This is a genomic window from Methylobacillus sp. DLP286 (genome assembly GCF_056636515.1).
Window position 1 is genome coordinate 2477800 of the sequence record NZ_CM153145.1, and the last position, 24730, is coordinate 2502529.

The following is a 24730-nucleotide window of genomic DNA, read 5'->3' on the forward strand; positions in this document are numbered from 1 at the left end:
TGTCATTTATCCTGTTTCTTCAGCAGGAGGATGGTCGTCACCAGGACCACGGGAATGGCGACCAACAGCGGCCAGAACGATGCGTGCAGGTCGGAGAAATCCAGCGCCTTGCTGAACACGCCGCGCGTGATGATCAGCATATAGGTCGTCGGGTAGATCTCGCCGACGATGCGGCCGGCGCCTTCCAGCGACGATACCGGGTTGAGCATGCCGGCGAACTGCACTGCCGGGACGATGGAGGCGATCATGGTGAAAAACAGCGCGGCAATCTGGCTGCGGGTGAAGGTGGAGGCGAGCAGGCCGATGCCGGTGGCCACGATGCAATAGAGGAAGGCCGCCAGCGCCAGCGTGGCGAAGCTGCCCTTGACCGGCACGTCGAACACGGTCACGGCGAGCAATACCATCAGCAGGAAATTCAGCATGGCGAGCGCGACATAGGGCAATTGCTTGCCGAGCAGAAACTCGGTGCGCGTCACCGGCGTCACGTAGAGGTTGATGATGGAGCCCAACTCCTTCTCGCGCACCACGGACAGGGCGGACAGCATGGCGGGCAGCATGAGCAGCAGCAGCGGGATCACCGCAGGCACCATCGCGGGCAGGCTGCGCACGTCGGGGTTGTAGCGGTAGCGCGTCTCTATGGTCGCCGCGCTCGCGACCGTAACGCCCAGCCGCTCCTGCGCCTGTTGCTGCAGCCATTGCTGGTGCATGCCTTGCACATAGCCCTGCACCGTCTCGGCGCGCTGCGGCATGGCGCCGTTCACCCAGGCGCCGATTTCGGCCCGGCTGCCGCGCTGCACGTCGCGGGCGAACCCGGGCGGTATCTCGATGGCGAGGGACAGTTCGCCGCTGCGCATGCGCTGGTCCAGTTCCTGGTAGTCGCGGATCGGCGGCTGCTCGATGAAGTAGCGCGAGCCGGAAAGGTTGAGCGCATAGTTCTGGCTCAGCGTGGTCTGGTCGCGGTCCAGCACCGCATAGGTCAGGTCCTCGACATCCATGCTGATGCCGAAGCCCATGACGAACATGAGCAGCATCGAGCCCGCCAGGGCGAGGCCGCCGCGTACCGGGTCACGCTGCAGCTCCAGCATTTCGCGCCAGAGGTAGCTGAACATGCGGTTGATGCTGAAAAACCGATGCGGAGCCTGGTGGCTGCCTTGCGTAATATCTGGCGTTGTATTGCTGGCTTGCTGAGTGGAGGGATCGGTGCCGCCGCCTGCTTCCACCAGGTAGTCGATAAAGGCCTGCTCCAGCGTATCGGCGTTGCGTTGCGCGACGATGTTGGCAGGTGTGTCGCTGACCAGCACCTTGCCCGCATGCATCAAGGACATGCGGTCACAGCGCTCGGCCTCGTTCATGAAGTGGGTGGAGATGAAGATCGTGACCCGGTCGCGGCGTGATAGCTCAATCAGCAGGCGCCAGAAGTTGTCGCGGGCGACTGGGTCGACGCCGGAGGTCGGCTCGTCGAGGATCAGCAGCTCGGGCTTGTGCACCATGGCGACGGCCAGCGACAGACGCTGGCGGATGCCGAGCGGCAAGCCGTCCGGCAGGCTGTCGAGCGCTTCTTCCAGGTCGAAGCGCTGCACCATTTCATCCACGCGGGCGGGAATGTCCGCTTCCGGCACGTGGAACAGGCGGGCATGCAGTACCAGGTTCTGCCGCACGGTCAGCTCGGTGTAGAGCGAAAACGCCTGCGACATGTAGCCGACGCGGCGGCGGGTGTCGATATCCCTGGAGTCGATCTCGTGTCCGAACAGCCAGGCCTGCCCTTCGCTGGCAGGCAGCAGGCCGGTGAGCATCTTCATGGTGGTGGACTTGCCGCAGCCGTTGGAGCCGAGAAAGCCGAAAATCTCGCCGCGGCGGATGCGGAAGCTGACGTGGTCGACGGCGACGAAATCGCCGAAGCGCATGGTGAGGTCCTTGGCCTCGATGGCGATGTCCGCGTCGCTGCCGTCGCCCTCGGGCAACGGCGGAATCGTGACTTCCTGGTGGCCTTGCTTCTTTTCCTCGGGCAGCAGCGCGATGAACGCGGTTTCGAGGGAAGCGGAGCCCGTGCGTTCAAGCAGTTCCTGCGGCGTGCCGGTCGCCAACACCTGGCCGTCGTCCATCGCCACCAGCCAGTCGAAGCGCTGCGCCTCATCCATGTAGGCCGTGGCGACGATGACGCTCATGCTGTTTCTTTCCTGGCGGATGCGCTCGATCAGGTCCCAGAACTGGGCGCGGGCGAGCGGGTCGACGCCGGTGGTGGGCTCGTCAAGGATCAGCAGGTCCGGGTCGTGAATCAGCGCGCAGCACAGGCCCAGCTTCTGCTTCATGCCGCCGGAAAGCTTGCCCGCCGGTCGGTCGAGGAATTTCTGCAGGCCGGTGCTGCGCGTGAGGTCGTCGATGCGCCGCCTGCGTTCCTGCGCATTATGGCCGAACAGGCGGCCGAAGAACTGCAGGTTTTCCTCCACCGACAATGTCGGGTAGAGGTTCTTGCCCAGGCCTTGCGGCATGTAGGCGATGCGCGGGCAGACGTCGTCGCGGTGCTGCTTGCTGGACATATCGCCGCCCAGCGCCTCTACCTTGCCCGCCTGCACCGCCCTTGCGCCCGCCACCAGTGACAGCAGGCTGGACTTGCCGACGCCGTCCGGGCCTATCATGCCCACCATGCATCCTGCCGGGATATCCAGGCTGATGCCGTCCAGTGCCGCGATCTTGCCGTAATGCAGGCTGACATCCTGCAAGCGGACCACAGGCGCCGTCTGCTGCCGGGTGTCGCTCACTCCGGTACTTTCACCGCCAGTTCAGCCGGCCATTCCGCCTGGTTGTCCACCTTGACCCAGGCCACGCCGGGCAGGCCGGTCTTGACCAGTTTCAGGTGCTTTTGCAGCAGCTCGCGGTCTATCTGCGCCTTGACGCGGAACATCAGCTTTTGCCGCTCGCTCTCGGTTTCCACCGTCTTGGGCGTGAATTGCGCGGTGCTGGCGACGAAGGAAATCGTGGCGGGGATGACGTACTGCGGCGCGGCATCGAGGATGATGCGCGCCTCCGCGCCCATCGCCAGCTTGCCTGCGGCGGCTTCGGGCAGGAAGAAGGTCATGTAGACGTCCGAGAGGTCGACCAGGTTGAGCACCTTGCCGCCGCCAGCGAGCACTTCGCCCGGCTGCGCCACGCGATACTGCACGCGGCCAGCCCGGGGCGAGGTGAGTTGGCTATCGGTAATGTCGGCCTCGATGCGGGCGATGGTGGCTTCCGCCGCTGCCACGGTCGAGCTGGCGCCTATCACCTGTGCCTTGGCCGCATCGATGGCGGCCTGTGATGCGGCGACTTGCGCCTTGGCGGCCTCGACGGCGGCCTGTGCACTGCGCACCCTGGCACGGTCGTCGTCCAGTTCCTGGATGGAGGAAGCGCCTTCAGCCGAGAGCGTCTCGGAGCGCGCCAGGCGGCGCTGGGCGGCGTCGAGCTCGCTTTCGCGCTGTGTCACCACTGCTTGGGTGGCGCGCTTGTCACTCTCCCTTAGCACCACCTGTGTCTGGGCAACAATTACGCTGTTGAGCGCCTGCTGGTGCTGCGCGCGCGCTTCATCGCGCTGCGCATCCAGCACTTGTACCTGCATGTTGGCAAGCGGTTGTCCCTTCTCGACGAAATCGCCCTCGTTGACCAGAATCTCGTCGACGCGGCCTGCCAGCTTGGTGGCGACATCGATTTCTATGGCTTCTATCCGGCCGTTGCCGCTGGCGAGGCCTTCGGTGTTGTTATTGCTGTTCATGGCTTGCCAAGCATAAAAGCCGGCGGCGGCCAATGCGGCAATGATCACGAGCGGGGCGAATTTCTTGATTTTTGGGTTCATATGGCGTGATCCGTTCAATTGGCGGGCTGCCGGCTGATGGGTTTGATTGGGAGCGAGGATGCGGCAATGGATTGCGATCCGCCGCCCAGCGCGGCATAGAGGCTGACCTGGCTGGAGAAGAGGGCGCGCTGCATTTGCACCAGTTGCTGTTCAACGTCCAGCAGGCTGCGCTCGGCGTCCAGCACTTCGAAATATGAAGTGGCGCCATGGTCGTAGCGCAGCTTAGCAAGGCGGGCGCGTTCCGCCTGGGCATCCACCATCTCCTGCTGGCTGACCAGCTGCTGTCGTATGCCGTGTTGGGCGGCCAGGGCGTCCGCCACCTCGCGGAAGGCGGTCTGGATGGTTTGCTCGTAGCTGGTGACGGCCAGGTCGCGCCTGACCTCGGCGAACTCGAGGTTGGAGCGGTTGCGCCAGCCATCGAAAATCGGCAGTGAAACGCTGGGAGCGAAGCTCCAGGCGTGGCTGCCTGCGTCGAACAGTCCATTCAACTCGCGGCTGGCGGTGCCGAGCGAGGTGGTCAGCGTGACGCGCGGGAAGAACGCCGCGCGCGCCGCGCCTATATTGGCGTTGGCCGATTTGAGAAGGTGTTCCGCGGCGATGATGTCCGGGCGTTGCGTCAGCACTTCGGATGCCAGTCCCGGCTTGAGCTGGTACAGCATCTTCGTCTCGGAGAAGGCGTGTCGCGCCGGGGCCAGCTCGACGGGCTTGCCCACTAGCAATGTGAGCGCGTTGAGCTCGGTGGCGCGGGATTGCTGTAATTGGTAGAGCAGCGTTTGCGCCTGGGCGAGCAGCGCCTGCACCTGCTTCAGGTCGAGCTTGGAGGTGGAGCCGACATCGAACCTGCGCTGGAAAATCCGTACCGATTCCTGGCGGCTTTCTATGGTTTTCTCGGCTATCAGGATGCGCTGGTCCAGCTCGCGCAGGTTGAGGTAGCTGTTCGCCACCTGCGCCACCAGGGAGATGGCGGAGGCGCGCTGCGAAGACTCGGCGGCGAGGAAGGTTTCGAGCGCGGCATCCCTGAGACTGCGGATGCGTCCCCAGAAGTCTAGTTCCCAGTTGCTGACGCCGAACCCTGCACGGTATTCGCTTAAGACCATTGATCGCCCAATCAGGCTCATGTCCTCCGGCGTGCGTGAGCGCGCGAAGCTGCCCTGGGCGTTGAGGCCTGGGAACAAGTCTGCCCGTTGCACGTCATACAGTGCCCGCGCGCCTTCAACCCGCTGAATCGCGCTGCGTAGGTCGCGGTTGTTCGCCAGCGCGTCGCCGATCAGGCCTTGCAAGGTGGCGTCGGCGAAATAGTCCTGCCAGGCCAGGCTGGCGGCATTGGTGCCCATGTCGGCGCCGGCCTGGAGGAAATGTTCCGCCACCGGCGCGGCAGGCCGTTCATAATCGGGCGCCATGGATTTGCAGCCCGCGAGCGCGAGGCATACGGCGGCAATTGCGAGCTGCCAGTGCTGGTGCCTGCTCCGTGGTTGCGGCAAAGGGGTGGGTGTTTTCATTGTTGTCGTATCTCGCTAGCCTGGGCAAGAAAGCTTTTGCCTACCCTGATACAAGTAATTTCTAAACTCAACAATGGTTACTTTACTCTAGTTTCAATTACAATTGAAACTGTTTTTGCCAGGCTGCATTTTGGTTCAGTGCAGCGGCCAACCATTAATCGGGCACAACATGAATGCTTCTTCCCAATTAAGCCAACCGTTAGCGGGCCGTGAAATCCGCTCCGACGGACTTGCCACGCGCAAGCTGCTTTTGCAGCGTGCTGGCGAGATTTTCGCCGAGCGCGGCTACAGCGACACCACGAGCAAGGAAATCTGCGAGCGCGCCAATGCCACCGTGGGCTCGGTGAACTACCATTTCGGCAGCAAGGCCGGGCTGTACCGTGAGATATTGACGGAGGTGACGCAGCGTATCCTGCGCCTGGAAATGCTGGAGGCAATTGCGGCAAGCCAGCGCCCGGCCAAGGAAAAGCTGGAGCGGATACTGGACACGGTCCTGGCGGCGCAGGCCTCGCAGGATTGGCAGATACGTCTGTTTTTCAGGGAGCTGATTTCTCCCTCGGCCGAATTCGTGGAGTATCTTAGCCAGGATGCCTCTCCAAAAGTCACTATCATCAAGCGGATATTGAGCGAGATCGTGGGTTCGCCCGCCGATTCCGCGATTGTGGACCAATGCTTCCTGAGCATGTTTTCCTTGTGTTCATTTCCGTACATGGCAGACGCCAAGGCCTTGGAGCACTGCGTTTCCTCCGCATCGTGCGAGGCGGTTACATTGCACCGGCATATCAAGCGTTTCATCCTGGCCGGGCTGGACGCGCATACTGTCGCGCGGTAACTGGCGCTCATGGGCAAATTTTTTCATTTAGCCATCCGTTTCCTGCTCGGCTTTGTGTTTTTATTGAGCGTGGTTTGGGGCGCTTTTGCGCTCTATTACCAGTTCCCGGCCATCCAGCCGTTAAAACTCCTGGCGATTGCGGGGTGGCTAGGCATTGCCGGAGCCAGCCTGATCGCAGTGCGTCGTCATGGCACGAAGCGCGGGAGCTTTGTCTATATTGCTGCTCTTGCCTGCTTGCTCGGCTGGTGGCAGAGCTTCACGCCTTCCAATGAGCGGGAATGGGCCGACGATGTTGCCGAGACCACGACTGCAATTCAGGATGGAGGCGTGGTCACATTCAGCCACGTGCGGAATTTCGATTGGCGCAGCGAAACCGATTATAAGCCGCGATGGGAACAACGCCGCTACGACCTGGACCAGCTCCGGAGCGTGGATATGCTGCTTTCCTACTGGACTGGTCCCGCCATTGCCCACACCTTGGTATCCTTCGGATTCAGCGATGGCCGCTACCTGGTGTTTTCGGTGGAAATCCGCAAGGAGCGCCATGAAGCCTTTTCCGAAATCGGCGGCTTCTTCAAGCAGTTCGAGACCAGCCTAATTGTGGCCGACGAGCGCGACATCGTGCGTGTGCGCACCAATATCCGCGGCGAGGACGTATACCTCTACCGCATCAGCATGCCGCAGGAAGCCATGCGCGAGCTATTCCTGGCGTACGCCGGCGAAGCGAACCAACTGGCGGCAAAGCCGCGCTTTTACCACACGGTGACCGCCAACTGCACCACGGTGGTCTATGAAATGGTGCGCAAGATCATCCCGGGGCTGCCCATGGATTACCGCCTGTTGCTGTCCGGCTACCTGCCCGAATACCTTTACAGTATCGGCGGCCTAGACACCCGCTTTCCTCTCGATACATTGCGCCGGAACGGAAGGATCACCGATAGGGCCAAGGCGGCAGACCAGGACCCTGATTTTTCGCGCTTGATCCGAGACAATATGCATGAGTGAGTTGCCAAATATGCGTTTGCCATCTTTTCTTTCCTTGAGGCTGTTGTTCGCCCTGCTAGTCGCGTCGTTTGTGTTGCAAGGGTGCGCAGGCGTCAAGGTTTCTTCGGTGCAAGTAAAGGATTATCTCAACCAGCGCCGTGGCGATGTCCTGACCACGGGCAACTTGAGCCATGCGACGGATGAGAGTCTACGCGTGGTCGGGCTGGATGCGTCCAGCTGCTTGGCCAGCGCCACGGAGTGCAAGCAGGCGATTGCCAGCTCGCAAGGCTTGCGCGACGAACGGCGCCTGGCGACATTGTCGGAACTCTGGCTGAAGACCGCGCTGGATGGCGAAAAAGCCGATCAATCATTGCACAACGGGCACGCCACGCTGGATGCCTATCTGCAAAGCGCGCGTTATGCCTATGCCTACCTGTTCCATACCAGCCGCCAGCCTAGCGAGCGGGCTTTTGAAGACAGGCAGACCCAGGTGCGGGACTACTACAACTTTGCCGCCCAGCAGGTGTTGACTCTGTTGTTCAGGATGCACAAGCATGGCGGCCAGGACCGGCAGCCATTGCAGTCCGTGGGGAACTGGCAGTTGCAGACCCGACTGGAAAATATCCGCTTGCCGGAGGGGCAGCCGGTACCGGAAGAAATCATTCCCACTTCCTCGCTTACTTTTACCGGCCTGCGCAATATGTACCGGCGCGACGGCCTCGGGGCCGAGCTGGTCGCGGTGACTAGGCCTCCCGTCGTGGGCAAGGAGGATAGCGCGCCATTCAGCGAAACGGCCTATCCGGCTATTTCCGTCGTTCTCCTATTCAAGGGAGAATCCATCAATGAAATCCTCGATACGCAGCAAGTGGAAATCGTCGGCTACGACCCATACCGCCAAGCCAGCATCCAAGTGGGCAATACCCAGGTGCCGCTGGCAGCCAACTTCACTTCCGGGTACGGATTGTGGCTGGCGCGATCCGGCTTTGCGGCGCAGGCGATCAACACCTTGTTCGGCCGTGCCACGGGCCTTGACGACGCGCACATCTACCTGATGCAGCCGTTCGATCCCAATCGCCGCATCATCCTGATGCTGCACGGCCTCGCGAGCAGCCCGGAGGCGTGGATCAATGTGGCCAATGAAGTATTGGGCGACGAGGAGCTGCGTCAGCATTACCAGATGTGGCAGGTTTATTACCCGACCAATGCCCCGCTGGCCTACAACAACTTTCATATCCGCGCCGCGTTGCAGACGGCGCTGGAAACGCTGGACCCGGCCGGTACTTCGCTTGCCTCCAACCATATTGTGGCCGTCGGACATTCCATGGGCGGCGTGCTTTCGCGCCTTATGATCTCGTCTTCCGGCGAAGGGCTGTGGGATTCCTTCCTCGCAAACTATCCGTTGCAAGGGCAGAGGCTGGAGCGTGCGCAGGAGAGACTGGGGCCTTACCTCAGGTTCGGTCCGGTACCGCAGATCAAGCGCGCCATCTTCGTGGCCGCCCCGCACCGGGGAACGCCGTTTGCGGAAAACAACCTTTCCCGCTGGCTTTCCAACCTGATATCGCTGCCGGTCAATATGGTGCGGCGCTTCAGTGACGTGCTGATCGTCAACCCTGCAAATGAAAGCGGCGGCAGTGCAGGCGGAGGCAAGACCGTGCGCATTCCCAACAGCATCAATAACCTGAGCGACCGCGACACCTTTGTCCGGCTGGCATCCAGCATGCCGGTGTCGCCGGCCGTCCCTTACCATTCCATCATCGGCAACTACACGCCCAAGCTTGCATTGGATGATTCCGACGACGGCGTGGTGCCTTATGCCAGCGCCCACTTGGCAGGCGCACAATCGGAACTGGTGATCCCCTCCTGGCATAGCGTGCAGGAGACGCCGCAGGCCATTCTGGAAATCCGCCGTATCCTGCGCCTGGATATTGAAAGCGCTTCACAGAGTCTGTTCAATGTCTTTTCATCGGGCACGCATGGCTCCAAAACGTGTCCGGTCAAGGCGCAGTCCGCAGGTAATGCTGATGCCTTGCCAAGGACTGCAACGCAGAGCGGGCGCGTTTTGGAGCCATGCCCTTCGGGTTGCCCCGGCAGCGCAGCCGCTGCCGAGTTGCAAATCCTCGCCGGGCAATCAGCACGGCTGCGGTTTGCGCCTTGCTTCGATTACCCTGACGGGGCAACGTGCCTGATTAAAAGACATTGAACAGGCTCTAAGAATACCAGGCCTACGTCGCGAGATAATCCGCCAGCAGTGATACACTCGAGGATTGACCAATTTCCCCGACACATTGCTTTATGAAACTCGCCACCTGGAACGTCAACTCCCTCAACGTCCGCCTGCCGCACGTGCTGGATTGGATTGCCGCTGAAAAGCCGGATGTGCTCTGCCTGCAGGAAACCAAGCAGGAGGACAGCAAGTTTCCCTATGACGCGTTGAAAGAAGCAGGCTATAACGCCGTGCATAGCGGCCAGAAAACCTATAACGGCGTGGCGATCCTGAGCCCGCATGCGATCGAGGACGTCACGTTCGGCATCCCGGGATTGAATGACGAGCAGAAGCGGCTGTTGACCGCCACCATCAACGGCATCAGAATAGTATGCGCTTACATCCCAAACGGGCAGAGCCTCGATTCCGACAAATACCAATACAAGCTGGGATGGCTGGAAGCGCTCACGACTTATCTCAAGGCCGAGCTCGCGGCTCACCCCAAGCTGGCCTTGCTGGGCGACTACAACATCGCCCCGGAAGACCTCGACGTGCATGACCCGGCGGCATGGGTGGGCCAGGTGCTGGTGAGCGAGCCTGAGCGCGCGGCGTTCCGTGCCATAGCAGCATTGGGCCTGCATGACGGTTTCCGCCTGTTCGAGCAGGAGCCGGCCAGCTTCAGCTGGTGGGATTACCGCATGGCAGGCTTCCGCCGCAACCTCGGGCTGCGCATCGACCATATCCTGATCAGCGATGCGCTCAAGAGCGACTGCATGCGTTGCTGGATAGACAAGGGGCCGCGCAAGCTGGAGCGGCCATCCGACCATACGCCGGTGGTGCTGCAGCTCGCATGCTGAAGGCATGCAGGCAAGGTAGAAAAAGGGAGAGCCGCTGCAGACGGAATTTGGACAGCATATCCGGGCGTGGCTGAAAAAGGAGAATTTCGATATTCAATTATCTGAGGGCTCGGTAAAACAGGCCGTACTGCAGTATGTAGCGAGCTTAATTTACTGGCCTGATCCAGATGTTGTGCATTTTGAGGAAAGCATGAATTCCATACATGACCAAACTTTAGCAACCCTCCTGTCCCGCCGTTCTGCCTGGCCGTTGAGCGAACCGGCGCCTGCGCCGGCAGAACTGGAGGCCATCCTGCAGGCGGCAGCCGTCGCGCCTGACCATGCCGGCTTGCGTCCCTGGCATTTCAAGGCGGTGCAAGGGGAAGACAGGCAGGCGCTGCTGCATCGGGTATTGCAACACCCGGATGCGCAAACCGATCAGGTGCAGGCGTTGCAGGGAAAATACGCCCTGAAGCTGACGACGGCGCCGGTTGTGATCGTGCTCGCCGCACGTATCACGCCGCATCCCAAGGCGCCGGAGTTTGAACAATTGCTGGCAGCCGGGGCTGCAGTCATGAGTATGCTTAATGCCGCCCATCTGCTGGGCTACAGCGGCTTCTGGAGCAGCACCCCTGAGCCGCTGGCGGCATTGCTGCACAAGGTCATGGGGTTCGGGGCGCAAGACCGGATCATCGGCCTGTTGAACCTGGGCACCCCTGCCAGTGTAACGAAGCCCAATGCAGCCCGTACGCCATGGCAGGAGTACGCCCAGCGCTGGCGTGCCTGAAGCTTTCAAGCCACCTCGTCTAATGCCTTGTGGTGCCGTGGATATGGCCGCTTCCGCCTGCTTTATACAAGGTGCCCTGCGGATTTTGCGGCGGACGGACGTGCTGCTGCTTATCTACCAGGCGCGCGGAAAGCTTTTCCGCCAATGCCGGCATGAGTTTGCTTAACGAGATATTGAGGCTCGCCATCAGCCCCACCCTGATATTGCGCCCGCCTTCCTGCGCCGCATGCAGGATGGCTTCTGCGACCAGTTGCGGGTCTATCATGGGGTCCGGCAGTTTGGGCTCGCGCGACATGTAGTTTTTTGCATGTTCAGGATAAGGCGTGTCGACTGCGGTAGGCTCTATCAAGGTGATGGAGACCGGGCTCTCGTCCACGTCCTCGGTTTCTACGCGTAAGGCGTCGGTAAATCCTTTCACGGCGTGCTTGGAGGCGGTATACATGCCTTGCAGCGGTATCATGCTCTCCGACACTTCGCTGCCGACATTGATCAGCACGCCGCCGCTATGGCGCAGGTGCGGCAACGCTGCGAGCGAGCCGTTCACCACCCCCCAGAAGTTGATGTCGAACAGGCGCCGGCTGTCTTCCTCTTCAACTTCATCCAGACGTCCGTAAATGGAAACGCCCGCATCGTTGATCCAGGTGTCGATGCGACCGTAACGGGCCAGCACCTGGTCTACCACCTTGTTGACTTCAGACCGCTCCGAGACGTCGGCTGCAACACAGAGCGCCTCGCCGCCGCTGGCATTGATCTCTTGCGCGAGTTGCGTCAAAGTATCCTCGCTACGGGCGACCAGAACCACGGTCGCGCCAAGCGCGGACGCCATGATGGCGGTGCAAAGGCCGATGCCGCTGGAAGCGCCGGTGACGACAATGACTTGCTCTTGCAATGGCTTGTGTTTGGACATGATGATGCTCCTATCCGGATAGACCGCTTCATGCTACGCTGCGGTGCAAGAGTGCGTATCGGTGCAAGCCGCAATCGCGTGTAGGAGTCCGTTTCGAGCACAGCCTTGTGACGCCATGATGTCAACGTGGTTAATGGGATAACCGTTAAAAACCCACATGACAAAAAAGGCGACTGATATGAGCATCACAAGCCACCAAGGCGAGGCAAAACGGGAAACCTTATTCAACCAGAGTCCGCAGAGCTTGTTTGTCTACGTCAAGATCCCGGTCAAGCCCCATGCGCGGCAGGACCCTTTCCACCAGCGGGAAAACGAGCTTGCCCGGCTGCTGCTGGAAGCCGAGGCAGGCACAGTGATAGGCTGGGGGCAGTCGTTCAGCGATGCGGAGCAGGACGGTTCACAGCACGTGGTGCACCAGCGTGTCGATATCACGACGCGTGATATTGGCATGGTGCGTCCCATATTGCGTACATTGCTGGAAACGCTCGCCGTGCCGGCGGGCACCGAGATTCATTACAACGATAACGGGCAGGCATTGATGGATGTCTATTCCCGCCATGGTTGGCGTTTGGAACAGCCTCCGTTCTAGCGTTCCGAGTCCTGGTCGCTCGCAAGCCCGTTGGGGCTGTTATCCTTAAAAAGCCGCGCACGGTACATCAGTGCGGTCTTTCCTTTATCATGGCCGCTTTATCCTGATGACAGCGGGCACATCTGGCGAGGTTGCGCATGCATGATTATTTCCTGATTACCATCCATCTTGTGAGCGCCATCGCGGCCGGCGGCATCATCGGCCTGGAGCGCAGCTTCCATGGCCGTCCCGCCGGTTTCCGCACGCATACGCTGGTTTGCCTGTCCTCCAGTCTGCTCATGCTGCTGACGCTGTATCAGTGGCAACTGCTGCCCGGCGTGCCGGAGGATACGATCAAGGCGGATCCTTCCCGCATGGCGCAAGGCATCATGACCGGCATCGGTTTCCTCGGCGCCGGGGTCATCTTCAAGGAGGGCTTCACCGTGCGCGGCCTGACCACGGCGGCCTCGATCTGGATCACGGCGGCGATCGGCATCATGTTCGGCATCGGCTTTTACTTCCCCGCCGTCCTGGCCACCTTGATGACGCTGGGCACGCTTTCCCTGTTCCGCTGGATAGAGGTGCGCCTGCCGTCCCACTATTATGCGCATTACCAGATATCGTTCGACCGTTATAACCCGATGCCGGAAAGCGAACTGAGGCAGTTCATCACGGACAAGGGCTTCACCATCGCCAATATGAGCTACGCCATCTCGCATGACGGCAAACTGCTGGAATACAGCATGATCCTGCGCACTTTGGACCAGGACAATATTTCCGTGCTGGCGCATGCGCTGCAAGAAATGGAAATCGTCCGCACTTTCCGCATCGCCCCGACGCGGGATTAGAGCCGCTAGCGGAACTCAGCGAACGGTGCTGACTAGGCGCTCTGCCGCAGGCAATACGGCAAGGCGGAGGAACAATGACAGGGTTTGTTAGCGGCTCTTAGCTGTGCAGTCTGTGGCGTCTTGCGATTTCATGGCAATATGCGGTTTGCCCTGTATACCGACGGTACAAGAATCAAGCGATGCCATTGACCATAAGCGCCCAGCTGTTACATGCCACGAAAAGCGAATTGCTGCGCGAATACCGCGCCCAGGCTGCTGCTGACAGCCCCCGCTTTTACAGCATCAATACCTCCATGCTCGACCGGCAGGTCTTGCAGGATATCGTGGACGCTGCCCGCGCGCTGGGCGAAACCGCTACCGCGCTGGTTGCGGGTTCCCTGCTTGCGGCGATGGACGGACAGGCCGCAGGAGCGGTCGAGGATTTCGAGGCTTTTCCTGCCCAGTTGCTTGCGTTCTTCCGTCAGGGCCTGGTCGACGGCTGGCTATATGCCGCCGGGGACGACGGCCGGCTTTACCCCGAGCTGCTGACCCGGATCAGCGTCACGCCGGGCATTCCCGGCCGCTCCAGCCCTTCGGTGATGCTGCATACGCAGGCCTACGGTTATTCCAACGAGGACAGCTACAAGGCCAAATACGGCCCGCAGGTGATGGCGCATGCCTTCCTGCCCCAGGATGTCCTCGGGCACCGGATCGGCGACGTGCTCGCGGCGCGGGGCCTGTACCACGAAACGCCGGAAATGAAGGCCGCGCATACGGCTGCCCTGGCCCGGCACCGCGAGGTCATCCAGCATGCGTTCGCGCGGCAGTTCCGCCTGAGCGGCGCAGCCTATTGCTACGAGGAGAACAATTACCGCCGCCGCGGCCAGCTGCTCGACGGGCACCGGGTTATCCACGACCTGGAAGCCGGCGACTACGCCGCGTTCACCCACCATGCCGAATCCGAGATCACCGACGTACTGGGTAGCGCGCATGGCCATGCCGTCATGCCCGAGCACCCGCTGACGCGCGTGTTCGACCTCAAGACCCATGAGTTCCTCTGGGCGCACAGCGACAATCTGCAGCCTTATGTCTATGACAAGAGCCTGCGGCACAAGCTGGTGCTGCCGCAAAGCCACCGCGAACTGCTGGACGTGCTTACCACGGATGTCGACGTGCTGGTGGACGACCTGATCGAGGGCAAGAGTGCGGGCAACGTCATCCTGTGCAAGGGGCGGGCAGGAGTGGGCAAGACCCTCACGGCTGAAGTGTATGCCGAATTGATAGAGCGGCCGCTGTATGCCATCCATTCCGGCAACCTGGGCACGGCGCCGGAGCAGATCAACAAGAACCTGCAGAAGATATTCATGCAGGCCAGGCGCTGGCATTGCGTGCTGCTGCTGGACGAGGCCGACATCTTCGTCATGCAGCGCGCTTCCAATATCGAGCAGAACGCCATCGTGGCCGAGTTTTTGCGCACGCTGGAGTATTTCGACGGCCTGCTATTCATGACCACCAACCGGCCGGACGACATCGACGATGCCATCATTTCACGCTGCGCCGCGATCATCGACTATGCCGTGCCCGGCCCCGAGGATAGCGCTGCCATCTGGCGCGTGATGGCAGCGCAGTATCAGGCGGAGATGGACGAAGCCCTGATTGCGGAACTGGTGGCCAGTTTTCCCGGCATCGCGCCGCGCGACATCAAGATGCTGCTGCGCCTCGCGCTGCGGCTGGCGAAAAAGCGCGATGTGCCCCTGAGTATGGAAATCTTCCGCCAATGCGCGATGTTCCGCGCGGTGCGAACTGCCAGCCATTGATACGGTTTTGCCTTCAAGGTATCTCTGCGTGCGCCCCGTGCCATGCATCAACACTGTCTGCGGCAACCCGTCTTGCGCCACGTTTGTAGGCAAAACCGTATAAAACTTGCCGGCCGGGTGTCGTTCCGTAGCGCTTTCATGGCAATATCACGCCATGCAGAATAACCAAGACAAGACCATGGAGGACTGGGTAGACCGGAGGCGTTATGCCGCGGGCTATACCGGGCAGCCTTTCAACTCGGATGAGGTCGACGGGGAATACCAGCGCGACCGCGCGCGCATCATCCATTCGGCTTCGTTTCGCCGGCTGCAATCCAAGACGCAGATTTTCAGCATAGGCGACAGCGATTTCTACCGCACGCGGTTGACGCACTCCCTCGAGGTCGCGCAAATAGGCTCAGGCATATGCGAGCAATTGCGCCAGCAATACAAAGGCAATGCGGAATACAGCACCTGGATTCCTTCCCTGAGCCTGATCGAGGCCATTTGCCTGGGCCACGATCTTGGGCATCCGCCGTTCGGGCATGGCGGCGAAGTGGCCTTGAACGCCTTCATGCATGGGTACGGCGGCTTCGAGGGCAACGGGCAGACCCTGCGCATTATCGGCAGGCTGGGCGAGTACTCGCCCGAGCACGGGCTGGACCTGACGCGACGCACCATGCTCGGCTTGCTGAAATACCCGGTGCTGCACAGCGAGGCGGCGAATTATGGCTCGGCGGCGCAAGGCGCTTCTTCCAACATCGAGTATGCCAGGCCGCCCAAGTGCATCCACGATGAAGAGGCGGATATCCTGGACTGGATACTCACGCCGCTGCCCGAGGCGGACCGCGCCCGGTTCCGCGAAACCCGGCCGGTGGAAGGCAAGCATGCCAAGTCGCTGTACAAGGGCTTCGACACGTCGATCATGGAGCTCGCGGACGACATCGCCTATGGCGTGCACGACCTGGAAGACGCGCTGGCGCTGGAACTGGTCACCGAAAGGCAATGGAAGGCGCTGGTGATGACGCAGGCGCAAGCGTTGCCCGGCTGCCCTTTGTATGAACAAGCCGATTTCTACAACAGCAAGCTGTTCTCCGGCAGCGACCGCGACCGCAAGCATGCGGTCAGCAAGCTGGTTGGCTATTTTATCGGCAACATTACGATCAGCGAGCAAACAGGCTTTGTTTCCCTGTTGCTGCGGCTGCAGGCGGAAATGCAGCCGGAGGCCCGCGCATTGCTCGATATCCTCAAGAAATTCGTCTTCGATGAAGTCATCCGCCGGCCGCAAATCCAGGCCCTGGAGTTCAAGGGGCAGCAGATGATCGTGCGCCTGTTTTCCACGTTGCTGGAAAACCCCGAGCGCCTGTTGCCGGCTGCCCATTTGGCGCAGCTGCGTCATGACGCGGAACCCCGGCGGGTGATCTGCGACTATATCGCCAGTATGACCGATGTCTATGCCACCCGCTTGTACAACCGCCTGTTCAGCCCGGATATAGGCTCGGTGTTCGACCGGTTGTAATGGCCCCTTTGGCTACAAACGTATAACGGCGTTGGGCCGCTTTGCCGTGCATCGGCACCGTCTTCGGCGACCTGTCTTGTTTTTCGACTGAAGGCAAAATCTGATAAGACGTGTAAAGGAGGGTTCAAGATGATGCGTGCTTCCTTGATGCTGTGGTGCTGTTTGTCGCTGGGCGCCTGCCATTCCGGCCGCAAGCCTGAAGTTTGGCTTTATCAGTGCGAAAGCGGCGGTGTGGCGCAGGTGACGTATGAGCAGGATACAGCCGTGCTGCAATACCAGGGGGAAACCCACACGCTGGAGCAGGCTATCTCCGCGAGCGGGGCACGTTACCGCAATGCCGCGCTCGAATGGTGGAGCAAGGGCGATGAAGCCACCTTGTTTGCCGATGACCACGGTAGCGCGGGCGATATCCTTGATCGGTGCAAGCACAATTCCTAGAGCTGACACTGCGCAATTACTGACAATTGTTGACGTTTTGGCACCATTTTCACTGCAATAAACCTCCTATACTGGCGCTGGCGGACTCTTTTATCGAGAGGGCGGCCATGACAGCTTATTTAAGGAGGATCAGATAATGAATTGATATAGTGCGGAATTCCTGGGAACATTCTGGCTGGTATTGGGAGGATGCGGCAGCGCCGTATTGGCCGCGGCATTTCCCGAGGTCGGCATCGGCCTGCATGGCGTATCTCTCGCGTTCGGCTTGACCGTGCTTACTATGGCTTTTGCCATCGGCCATATTTCCGGGTTCCATCTCAACCCTGCAGTATCGATTGGCCTGTGGGCGGGCGGCCGTTTTGAAGGCAGCCAGTTGCTGCCTTACATCATTGCGCAGGTCTTTGGCGCGGTTGCGGCTGGCGGCGTGCTTTATCTCATTGCCAGCGGGCAGGCTGAGTTCGATGTCACTGCAGGGTTCGCCTCCAACGGCTACGGCGAGCATTCCCCGGGCGGGTATGCACTCACGGCCGCACTGGTGGCCGAGGTGGTACTGACGGCGTTCTTCCTGCTCATCATCATGGGGGCGACCGACCAGCGTGCGCCAACATTCCTGGCACCGGTTGCGATCGGCCTGACCTTGACCCTGATCCACCTGGTCAGCATCCCCGTGACCAATACTTCCGTGAATCCGGCCCGCAGCACCGGCGTGGCAGTATATGCAGGCGACTGGGCTATCGACCAGCTCTGGCTGTTCTGGGTAGCGCCCATCGTCGGCGGCGTGATCGGCGCCTTGATGTATCGCGCAGTCGCAGGCGGAAAAGCCTGATTTCAGCTATTCCTTGACCTGCAATGGCTGAGGTAAGCATACTCAGCCATTGCAGATCGCGCAGGTTTTATGTTTTCCTTGCGGAATGCCGCTTCCTGCATCCCTGCCTGCCGACAATTCCCTGCGCGTTGCCGCCTTGCTCACGCTGTCCGGCGGTTTCCTCGACGCCTTCACCTTTGTCGGCCACGGCCAGGTGTTCGCCAATGCCATGACCGGCAATATCGTTCTCATGGGAATCGCGGTGGCCGCCCAGGACTGGGCTCAGGCTTTGCGCCATGTGCCGCCGTTGCTGGCATTCATCGCCGGGGTGTTTCTGGTGAATTGCCTGCGCTTGCCCAAGGTGAGGGAAATAATCGTCAGTCCGGCCTTGGTATGCCTGGCCCTGGAGATCGTGATGCTTGGAATAGGCAGCCAGTTGCCTGCAGACTTCCCTGACGCCTGGCTGGTGCCGGGGATCGCCCTGGTGGCGGCCATGCAGAATTCCAGCTTTACCCATATCGGCAGTTCGCCTTATAACTCGGTAATGACGACGGGCAACCTGCGGCGCAGCATAGAAAGCCTGTTCAAGGGCATCACGCACAAGATGGACCAGGTTGCATTGCATGAGGCGCGCGTATTTGGCCTGGTGTGCCTTTGCTTCCTGCTGGGTGCCGTGCTGGGCGGGATCTGCACGTTGAGCATGGACAACCTGGCCTTGACGCTGCCGGTACTCATGCTGGTTGTGGCGTTCGGCATCTGTCTTTACGATGCGCGAGCGCAACGCCAGTAAGCTACTTGGTTTTGACCCCGAGTTGCTTGAGTTTGCGGTAGAGGTGGGTGCGTTCCAGTTGCACGTTCTCCGCGACCTTGCTCATGTTGCCGCCTGCCTTGGCGATATGGTGCTCGAAGTACAGGCGCTCGAAAGCGTCGCGTGCTTCCCTTAGCGGTTGATCCAGGTCGATGGCCAATGATGTGGCAGCGGCGTTGCCGGAGTTCTCCTGGTGCATTTGCGCAAACTGCCCGACCACCCGGTTGACGTCCGCCAGGGTGATTTTCTCTCCCAGCGAGGTTTGCACCAGGTTGCGGATCACGCTGTCCAGTTGGGCGAGGTTGCCCGGCCAGTCCGCGTTGCGCAGCGCGTTGAGCGCCGCAATATCGAACTCGCGGTAGGCGGCCTCGCCGGTTTCCACCATCAGGGCGACCATGGAGCGCGCCAGGTCGGGGATGTCCTCGCGATGGTCCTCCAACGCCGGTACGCTGACCGTGGCGATGGAAAGCGCTTGCAGCAGGGTGCTGTCGAACGCGCCTTCCTGTACCAGTTGCGGCAAGGCGCGCGCCGTGCCGCAGACCACGCGCACGTCATATTTTTCCGCCTTGGAGAGCAGGAGCAGCAGGCCCTTCTGCTCGGTCTTGTTCAGCTCGGCGACTTCCGGGATGAATATCAGGCCATCGCTGACATGTTCCAATAGTTCCAGCGGCGCCGAGGCCAGGCGTTCGGTTTCGTTGAGCTCCAGCCACGGCGAGCCCGGCTGGTGCAGGAAGCGGGCACAGAGTTCCAGGCCGCTGCCTTTGGCGCCGATCAGCAGCAAGGCGGATCGCAGGTTGGCGACTTGCTCCAGGCGCTGGCGCAACTCCGAGATGACCGGGCTTTTGCCGAGGTTGAGCAGGTTCATGTCGGAGCGCGGCAGCTGCTCGCCATGCTTGAGCGCGGCATTGACGGTTTTGAGCAGCTTCTGCAGCGCGATGGGCTTTTCCAGGAAGTCGAATGCGCCGATGCGGGTGGCTTCGACGGCAGTGTCGATGGTGCCGTGCCCGGACATCATGACGACGGGCATGGTCAGCAGGCCGCCGTTGCCCCATTCCTTGAGCAGGGTGATGCCGTCGCAGTCCGGCATCCAGATATCCAGAAGCACCAGGTCCGGCCGGGCCTGCTGGCGCCAGGTGCGGGCTTCCGCCGCGTTCTCGGCCAGGCGCACCTGATAGCCTTCGTCCTGCAAAATATCCCTTAACAATTCGCGGATGCCGATTTCGTCATCCACGACTAGCACTTGCCTTGCCGTCATTGCTTGCGCTCCGCTATTGGTATGGCGACGGTGACGATCGCACCGTCAGGTTCCAGGTTTTCCACCTTGATACTGCCTTTGTGTTCTTCGATGATCTTCTTGACGATGGCGAGCCCGAGGCCGGTTCCATGCCGCTTGGTGGTCATGTAGGGTTCGAACGCATGGGAGAGTATCTCCAGCGGGAAGCCTGCGCCGTTGTCCTTGACGCACAGTTTGACGCGCTCATCCGCCAGGCTGCATGAAATGACGATTGCGGGCTGCGGATGGTATTCCAACGCGTCCTGCGCGTTCTGCAGCAAGTTGTGCAGGACCTGGCGCAGCATGGTCGCGTCGCCGTGCACCTTGGGCAGTTCCGGCGGGATATCCACTTTGATCTGGATGGAGCCGGCCTCGTACAATGCCAGCACGTCTTGGATCAATTGCCTGAGGTCTACCGTGTCAAGGCTGAGGGCCGGCAGGCGAGCGTATTCGCTGAATTCGTTGACCATGGTCTTCATGGCGTTGACCTGGCTGACGATGGTGGCAGTCGCCCGGCTCAGCATTTCCGCATCCGTCTCGCTCAGCTTGGCCGCCAGCTTGTGCTCGATACGCTCGGCGGAAAGCTGGATCGGCGTGAGCGGGTTCTTGATTTCATGCGCCAGCCGGCGCGCCACTTCCGCCCAGGCGGCGTCGCGCTGGGCCTGCGCCATCTGCGTGATGTCGTCGAATACGACGACAAAGCCTCCATCCGGGCCATCGGGCAGCCGTGTGCCGCGGACCAGCAATACTTGCTTGCCCTGGCTGGTGCTGATATCCATTTGCTCCTGCCATTCCGAGGCGGAGTCGGCCTTGAAGTAGACCTGGATGCGGTTGACGAAACTCGCCAGGGTTTCTTGCTGGTGGGCGAGCAGGTCCAGCGGCTGGTTGAGGGTTTCCTCAGTCAGCCGGACGCCGAGAATGTGGGAAGCGGCATAATTGAACGTGCGTAGCTGCCCATGCTCGCCGAGCACCAGCACGCCGGAGGAAAGGTGGGCGAGAATGGTTTCGAGATAACCGCGCGCGGCCTCCAGGCGGGCACGGTTGCGGTCGGCGGCCTGGGTGGCGTCGTTGAGCTGGCGGGTCATGCTGTTGAAGGATTGCACGAGGATGCCGAGTTCGTCCTTGCCGTGCGCGGGCAATACCGTACCGTAATCGCCGCGGGCAATGGCGCGCGTGCCTTCGGCGAGGATGCCCAGCGGGGCGGAAAGCCGGCGGCTCAGCAAGAATGCAAATGCGATAGAGGACAACATGGCGAGCATCAATACCAGGGTCAGCGTCAGCGCGAACACTTCCTTGAGCGACTCGCGGCTGAAGGAAAGCTCCTGGTAGTCCTCATAGACATCCTGCACGGCCTCAGCCGTTTCCGACAGAGATTTGGGCACCGGTTGCAGCAACTGCAGTATGCGGGTCTCGCCCGCCATGTCGTTCATGGTCACTGGAGCCAGGACCCTCAGGTACAGTCCCTTGCCGAGAATGGGTTCAATGACGCCGTAGACATGCTGCCGTCCTTGCCGCAGTTGCGGGACGCTGGGCAGATCGGGCAGGAAGCTGGACGGGTCGCCGCTGGAGAAGGCCAGGATGCGGCCTTGCACGGTCAAGAGCACGGCGTCGCGGACGCCGCTTTTCTCGCGCAGGTCGTTGAGCACGCTTAGGTGCAGGTTGCTGGGCTGGAATGCCAGCGACAAGGCCATGGTTTCAGCCTTGTCCTCGAGATCGGAGAGCATGATGTCCAGCGCGCTCTGGCCCAGGCGAAGGCCGCCTTCGAGCGCCGCTTCCACCTTGACGTTGAACCATGACTCGATCGAGCGCGTGAGGAAATTGACCGATACGGCATACACGATGACGCCGGGAATGATCGCCATCAGGGCAAAGCTGCCAATCAGGCGCAGGGTCAGCCGGCTACCCATGATGCTGCTGCGCATCTGGCGGTACAGCCGCCAGAGCTGGATGCCGATCAGTACAATCAACGCGACAGCCAGGGCCAGGTTCAAGGCCAGCAGCAGGTTGTAGTAATTGCCAGCGGAGGCGCTGCGGGTACTGGCGTGGGAAAGCAGGTACAGCAGTACCGCCCCCAAGACTGCGCTGATAAAGACGATGTACTTCATGTCGGTTTACTGGCTGAGCGCTGGCGTCCAGCGGAAACGCTCGGATGCCATGTTCCAGTCCTCCGAGCTAAGGGTGTCCACCTGCAACGCCTTCGGCAATTTGGATTGATCCAGGCGCATGCGCAGGCCGGCCTGGTAATTCTCGCCCTTTTTCAGCAGGCCGCCGTCAATCACCTGCCAGTTGCGCAGGTGGGAAATTTCCTCCTTGGCTTCCTGGATGCTGGCGAACGAGAGCTGGTGGCCGTCGCGGTTGACCAGATATTGGCGGGACAAGGCATGGTAACTCAAGGAAACCTTGCTGGTCAGGCTGACGATCTCATCGTCGAACCAGTAGCGGCGGGGCGAAACAAGCTGGAACTCTACAAGGAAGTTCAACGGCATGCCCTTGCTGACGGCTTCTTCCAGCGCCGGGCTGAGGACGAGGCCAAAATCCGCATCCAGAAGGTAAGCGCCGTCTTCGGAAGCGACCAGCTCTGCGGAGTCGATTGACAGGCTGCTTTGGGTGGCAACGGCCTGATAGCTGAAAAAAGCCAGCAGTAAAAGGAACAGCCTAAACTTTCTGCAGTAAAGCGTAAAAGAAGCCGTCATGTTCTGTACCGGGGAGTAATTGTCCTTGGTTTAATTGTAATGTGCTGTGCTTGCAGGGCACCAGGCGCGCATCGGGCTGAACTTGCAGAAACCGCGAGATCTGTTGTTGGTTCTCCTCGTGGAATACCGAGCACGTGGCGTAAAGCAATTTACCACCCTTTGCCAGCAGCCGCCACAAGCCCTGCAATATCACGCGCTGCTGTTCGGCGAATGCCGCAATGTCCTGCTCCCGCCGCAGCCATTTGATATCCACGTGTCTGCGCACGATGCCCGAGGCGGTACAGGGCACATCGGCCAGGATGCGGTCGTACGGCACGCCGTCCCACCAGGCCTCCGGATTGCCGGCATCGCCTTGCACCAAGTTGGCCGGCAGATCCAGGCGGTCCAGGTTCTGCCGGACGCGCTGCAGGCGCTGGGCGTCATTGTCCATGGCAGTCATCTGCACATCCGCCAGTTCAAGCACATGGCCGGTCTTGCCGCCAGGCGCGCAGCAGGCGTCCAGTACCCGCATGCCGTCGGCTACATCCAGTTCCAGCGCGGCAAACTGGGCGCCCCAGTCCTGTACCGACGCCCGGCCTGCGTCGAAACCCGGCAGGCGGCCGACTGGCACGGCGTGCTCCAGCATGATGGCCTGTTCATCCAGCGCGCGGGCATCCAGACCCGCTGCCTGCAAACTTTCCAGGTAGCCTGCCGCATCGCCATGGCGGCGGTTCACGCGCAAGGTCATGGGCGGATGCTGGTTGCCTGCTTCCAGCATGGACTGCCAATGTTCAGGGTATTGTTGCCGGAGCTTGTTTATCCACCATTGCGGATAGGAGTATTGCGCGGCTTCGTTGTTGGCGAGCCGCTGTTCCAGAGTATCGCGTTGGCGCAGGAAGTTGCGCAGGACGGCATTGACCAGCCCCTTGGCCCAGGTTTTCCTGGTTTTTGCGGCGGCCAGCACGGCCTGGTTGACCACGGTATGCGCGCCGGCCTTGTCATAGGCAAGCTGGTACAGGCTGACCAATAGCAAATGATGGATGAAGGCCTCGCTCAACGGGTGCTGCAGCAATTGCTGCAGCAAGGCCTCGAGCCGCGCGTAGAAGCGCAACGTGCCGTAGGCCAAGTCTTGGCTGGCGGCACGTTGTTGCGGGGTGATGTCGCGATGATGCTGGAACAGCGTTTCCAGCACTACGGATAGATTGCGTCCATCAAGCACTTGCCCGACGGCTTGCGCGGCAAGCTGCTGCGAGACCTGCACGGGTCAGGCAGCCATCGCCATGAGGCGCTTGATGCGTTCCTCGGTTTGCGGATGGGTGCTGAACAAGCCCTTGATGCCGTCTGCCGAAAGCGGGTTGATGATCATCATTTGCGCAGTCTCGGGATGCTGCTCGGCAGTTTCCAGCGGAATTTTGTGCGCGTAGTTGTGTATCTTCTGCAATGCGGCGGCGAGCGCGGTAGGGTCGTTGCAGATGTCCGCGCCGGCACGGTCTGCCTCGAACTCGCGCGCACGCGAGATCGCCATCTGGATCAGCATGGCCGCGATCGGCGCCACGATCATGATCAGCAGCGCGACAGCCGGATGCACATTGCGGTCACGGCCGTGTGCGAACAGCATGCCGAATTGCGCAATCGAGGAAATGGCGCCGGCAATGGTGGCGGAAATGGTCGATATGAGCGTATCGCGGTGCTTGACGTGGGCAAGCTCGTGCGCCATGACGCCGCGCAGCTCGCGCTGGGTGAGGATGCGCATGATGCCGGTGGTCGCCGCTACCGCGGCGTTTTCGGGATTACGCCCAGTCGCGAAGGCGTTGGGCTGGTTCTCGTCGATGATGTAGACCTTGGGCATGGGCAGGTCGGCATTTTGCGCCAGCTCGCGCACCATGTTGTAGAACTCGGGAGCCGTATTGGCATCCACCTCGCGCGCGTTGTACATCTTGAGCACGGCCTTGTCGGAGAACCAGTAGGCATAGATATTCATGGCGCCTGCCAGCAGCAGGGCGATCATCATGCCGCTCGCGCCGCCCAGCGCTGCGCCCACCGAGCCGAACAGGACGACGATCCCCGCCATGAGGATGGAAGTCTTTAGCCAGTTTCCTACCATTGTTTAACACTCCATTCTGAATTCATTACGTGCGGCATACGGCCGC

At 60.9% G+C, this 24730-nt stretch carries 21 protein-coding genes; 12 read left to right on the forward strand and 9 right to left on the reverse strand.

The features are described 5' to 3' along the window. Nucleotides 1-2: 2 nt before the first annotated feature. Genes rbbA through ACWXTG_RS11825 form a run of 3 tightly spaced genes read right to left on the reverse strand, consistent with a single transcriptional unit; the run spans nucleotide 3 to nucleotide 5325 of the window. A complete protein-coding gene (rbbA, locus tag ACWXTG_RS11815) occupies nucleotides 3-2759 on the reverse strand; it encodes a ribosome-associated ATPase/putative transporter RbbA (RefSeq protein WP_480220003.1) in 2757 nt (918 codons plus the stop codon). Next, a complete protein-coding gene (locus tag ACWXTG_RS11820) occupies nucleotides 2756-3826 on the reverse strand; it encodes an HlyD family secretion protein (protein WP_480220004.1) in 1071 nt (356 codons plus the stop codon). Before ACWXTG_RS11820 ends, rbbA begins: the two co-directional genes overlap by 4 nt. A 14-nt stretch (nucleotides 3827-3840) precedes the next feature. Beyond that, nucleotides 3841-5325, reverse strand: coding sequence for an efflux transporter outer membrane subunit (locus tag ACWXTG_RS11825; RefSeq protein WP_480220005.1), 1485 nt, complete (start codon nucleotides 5323-5325; stop codon nucleotides 3841-3843). Nucleotides 5326-5494: 169 nt separating this feature from the next. On the opposite strand from ACWXTG_RS11825, the gene ACWXTG_RS11830 reads away from it, so the two are divergent. From ACWXTG_RS11830 to ACWXTG_RS11850, 5 genes are all read left to right on the forward strand, one after another. Next, nucleotides 5495-6157: a TetR/AcrR family transcriptional regulator gene (locus tag ACWXTG_RS11830; protein WP_480220006.1), complete on the forward strand. Its 663-nt coding sequence runs from the start codon at nucleotides 5495-5497 to the stop codon at nucleotides 6155-6157. A 9-nt stretch (nucleotides 6158-6166) separates the two neighbouring features. Next, entirely contained in the window at nucleotides 6167-7162 is a 996-nt protein-coding gene (locus ACWXTG_RS11835; protein WP_480220007.1) for an Lnb N-terminal periplasmic domain-containing protein, read from the forward strand. Nucleotides 7163-7172: 10 nt separating this feature from the next. Further along, the gene (locus tag ACWXTG_RS11840; RefSeq protein ID WP_480220008.1) at nucleotides 7173-9341 is read left to right on the forward strand and encodes an esterase/lipase family protein; all 2169 of its coding nucleotides are present in this window, start codon (nucleotides 7173-7175) and stop codon (nucleotides 9339-9341) included. A 92-nt stretch (nucleotides 9342-9433) separates the two neighbouring features. Further along, nucleotides 9434-10201, forward strand: a complete 768-nt coding sequence (gene xth, locus ACWXTG_RS11845) for an exodeoxyribonuclease III (RefSeq protein ID WP_407997643.1) — start codon at nucleotides 9434-9436, stop codon at nucleotides 10199-10201. A gap of 190 nt (nucleotides 10202-10391) precedes the next feature. After that, entirely contained in the window at nucleotides 10392-10967 is a 576-nt protein-coding gene (locus ACWXTG_RS11850) for a nitroreductase family protein (RefSeq protein ID WP_480220009.1), read from the forward strand. A gap of 19 nt (nucleotides 10968-10986) precedes the next feature. Here ACWXTG_RS11850 and ACWXTG_RS11855 read toward each other — a convergent pair whose 3' ends face one another. Next, entirely contained in the window at nucleotides 10987-11874 is an 888-nt protein-coding gene (locus ACWXTG_RS11855) for an SDR family oxidoreductase (protein ID WP_480220010.1), read from the reverse strand. 178 nt (nucleotides 11875-12052) lie between these two features. Between ACWXTG_RS11855 and ACWXTG_RS11860 the strand changes: the two genes are divergently transcribed. From ACWXTG_RS11860 to ACWXTG_RS11890, 7 genes are all read left to right on the forward strand, one after another. Continuing rightward, a complete protein-coding gene (locus ACWXTG_RS11860; protein ID WP_480220011.1) occupies nucleotides 12053-12463 on the forward strand; it encodes a hypothetical protein in 411 nt (136 codons plus the stop codon). A gap of 137 nt (nucleotides 12464-12600) precedes the next feature. Then, nucleotides 12601-13290 (forward strand): MgtC/SapB family protein, encoded by a 690-nt coding sequence (locus tag ACWXTG_RS11865; RefSeq protein ID WP_309566940.1) that lies wholly within the window; start codon nucleotides 12601-12603, stop codon nucleotides 13288-13290. Nucleotides 13291-13469: 179 nt separating this feature from the next. After that, a complete protein-coding gene (locus tag ACWXTG_RS11870) occupies nucleotides 13470-15086 on the forward strand; it encodes an AAA family ATPase (RefSeq protein ID WP_480220012.1) in 1617 nt (538 codons plus the stop codon). A 154-nt stretch (nucleotides 15087-15240) separates the two neighbouring features. Next, nucleotides 15241-16584 (forward strand): anti-phage deoxyguanosine triphosphatase, encoded by a 1344-nt coding sequence (locus ACWXTG_RS11875; protein WP_480220013.1) that lies wholly within the window; start codon nucleotides 15241-15243, stop codon nucleotides 16582-16584. 129 nt (nucleotides 16585-16713) lie between these two features. Next, complete coding sequence (locus ACWXTG_RS11880; RefSeq protein WP_480220014.1) at nucleotides 16714-17022, forward strand: MliC family protein; 309 nt, start codon at nucleotides 16714-16716, stop codon at nucleotides 17020-17022. Nucleotides 17023-17182: 160 nt separating this feature from the next. Next, the gene (aqpZ, locus tag ACWXTG_RS11885; RefSeq protein ID WP_480221238.1) at nucleotides 17183-17848 is read left to right on the forward strand and encodes an aquaporin Z; all 666 of its coding nucleotides are present in this window, start codon (nucleotides 17183-17185) and stop codon (nucleotides 17846-17848) included. An 85-nt stretch (nucleotides 17849-17933) separates the two neighbouring features. After that, nucleotides 17934-18617: a YoaK family protein gene (locus ACWXTG_RS11890; protein ID WP_480220015.1), complete on the forward strand. Its 684-nt coding sequence runs from the start codon at nucleotides 17934-17936 to the stop codon at nucleotides 18615-18617. Between the two features lies 1 nt (nucleotide 18618). Here ACWXTG_RS11890 and ACWXTG_RS11895 read toward each other — a convergent pair whose 3' ends face one another. Genes ACWXTG_RS11895 through htpX form a run of 5 tightly spaced genes read right to left on the reverse strand, consistent with a single transcriptional unit; the run spans nucleotide 18619 to nucleotide 24684 of the window. Then, entirely contained in the window at nucleotides 18619-19890 is a 1272-nt protein-coding gene (locus ACWXTG_RS11895; RefSeq protein ID WP_407994504.1) for a sigma-54-dependent transcriptional regulator, read from the reverse strand. Further along, nucleotides 19887-22013, reverse strand: coding sequence for a sensor histidine kinase (locus ACWXTG_RS11900; protein WP_480220016.1), 2127 nt, complete (start codon nucleotides 22011-22013; stop codon nucleotides 19887-19889). The genes ACWXTG_RS11895 and ACWXTG_RS11900 overlap by 4 nt, the downstream gene beginning before the upstream one ends. A gap of 6 nt (nucleotides 22014-22019) precedes the next feature. Next, nucleotides 22020-22601, reverse strand: a complete 582-nt coding sequence (locus tag ACWXTG_RS11905) for a DUF4390 domain-containing protein (RefSeq protein ID WP_309564103.1) — start codon at nucleotides 22599-22601, stop codon at nucleotides 22020-22022. Further along, nucleotides 22564-23841 (reverse strand): 16S rRNA (cytosine(967)-C(5))-methyltransferase RsmB, encoded by a 1278-nt coding sequence (gene rsmB, locus ACWXTG_RS11910; protein WP_480220017.1) that lies wholly within the window; start codon nucleotides 23839-23841, stop codon nucleotides 22564-22566. The genes ACWXTG_RS11905 and rsmB overlap by 38 nt, the downstream gene beginning before the upstream one ends. Before the next feature lie 3 nt (nucleotides 23842-23844). Next, a complete protein-coding gene (gene htpX, locus ACWXTG_RS11915; protein WP_480220018.1) occupies nucleotides 23845-24684 on the reverse strand; it encodes a zinc metalloprotease HtpX in 840 nt (279 codons plus the stop codon). Between the last annotated feature and the right edge of the window lie 46 nt (nucleotides 24685-24730).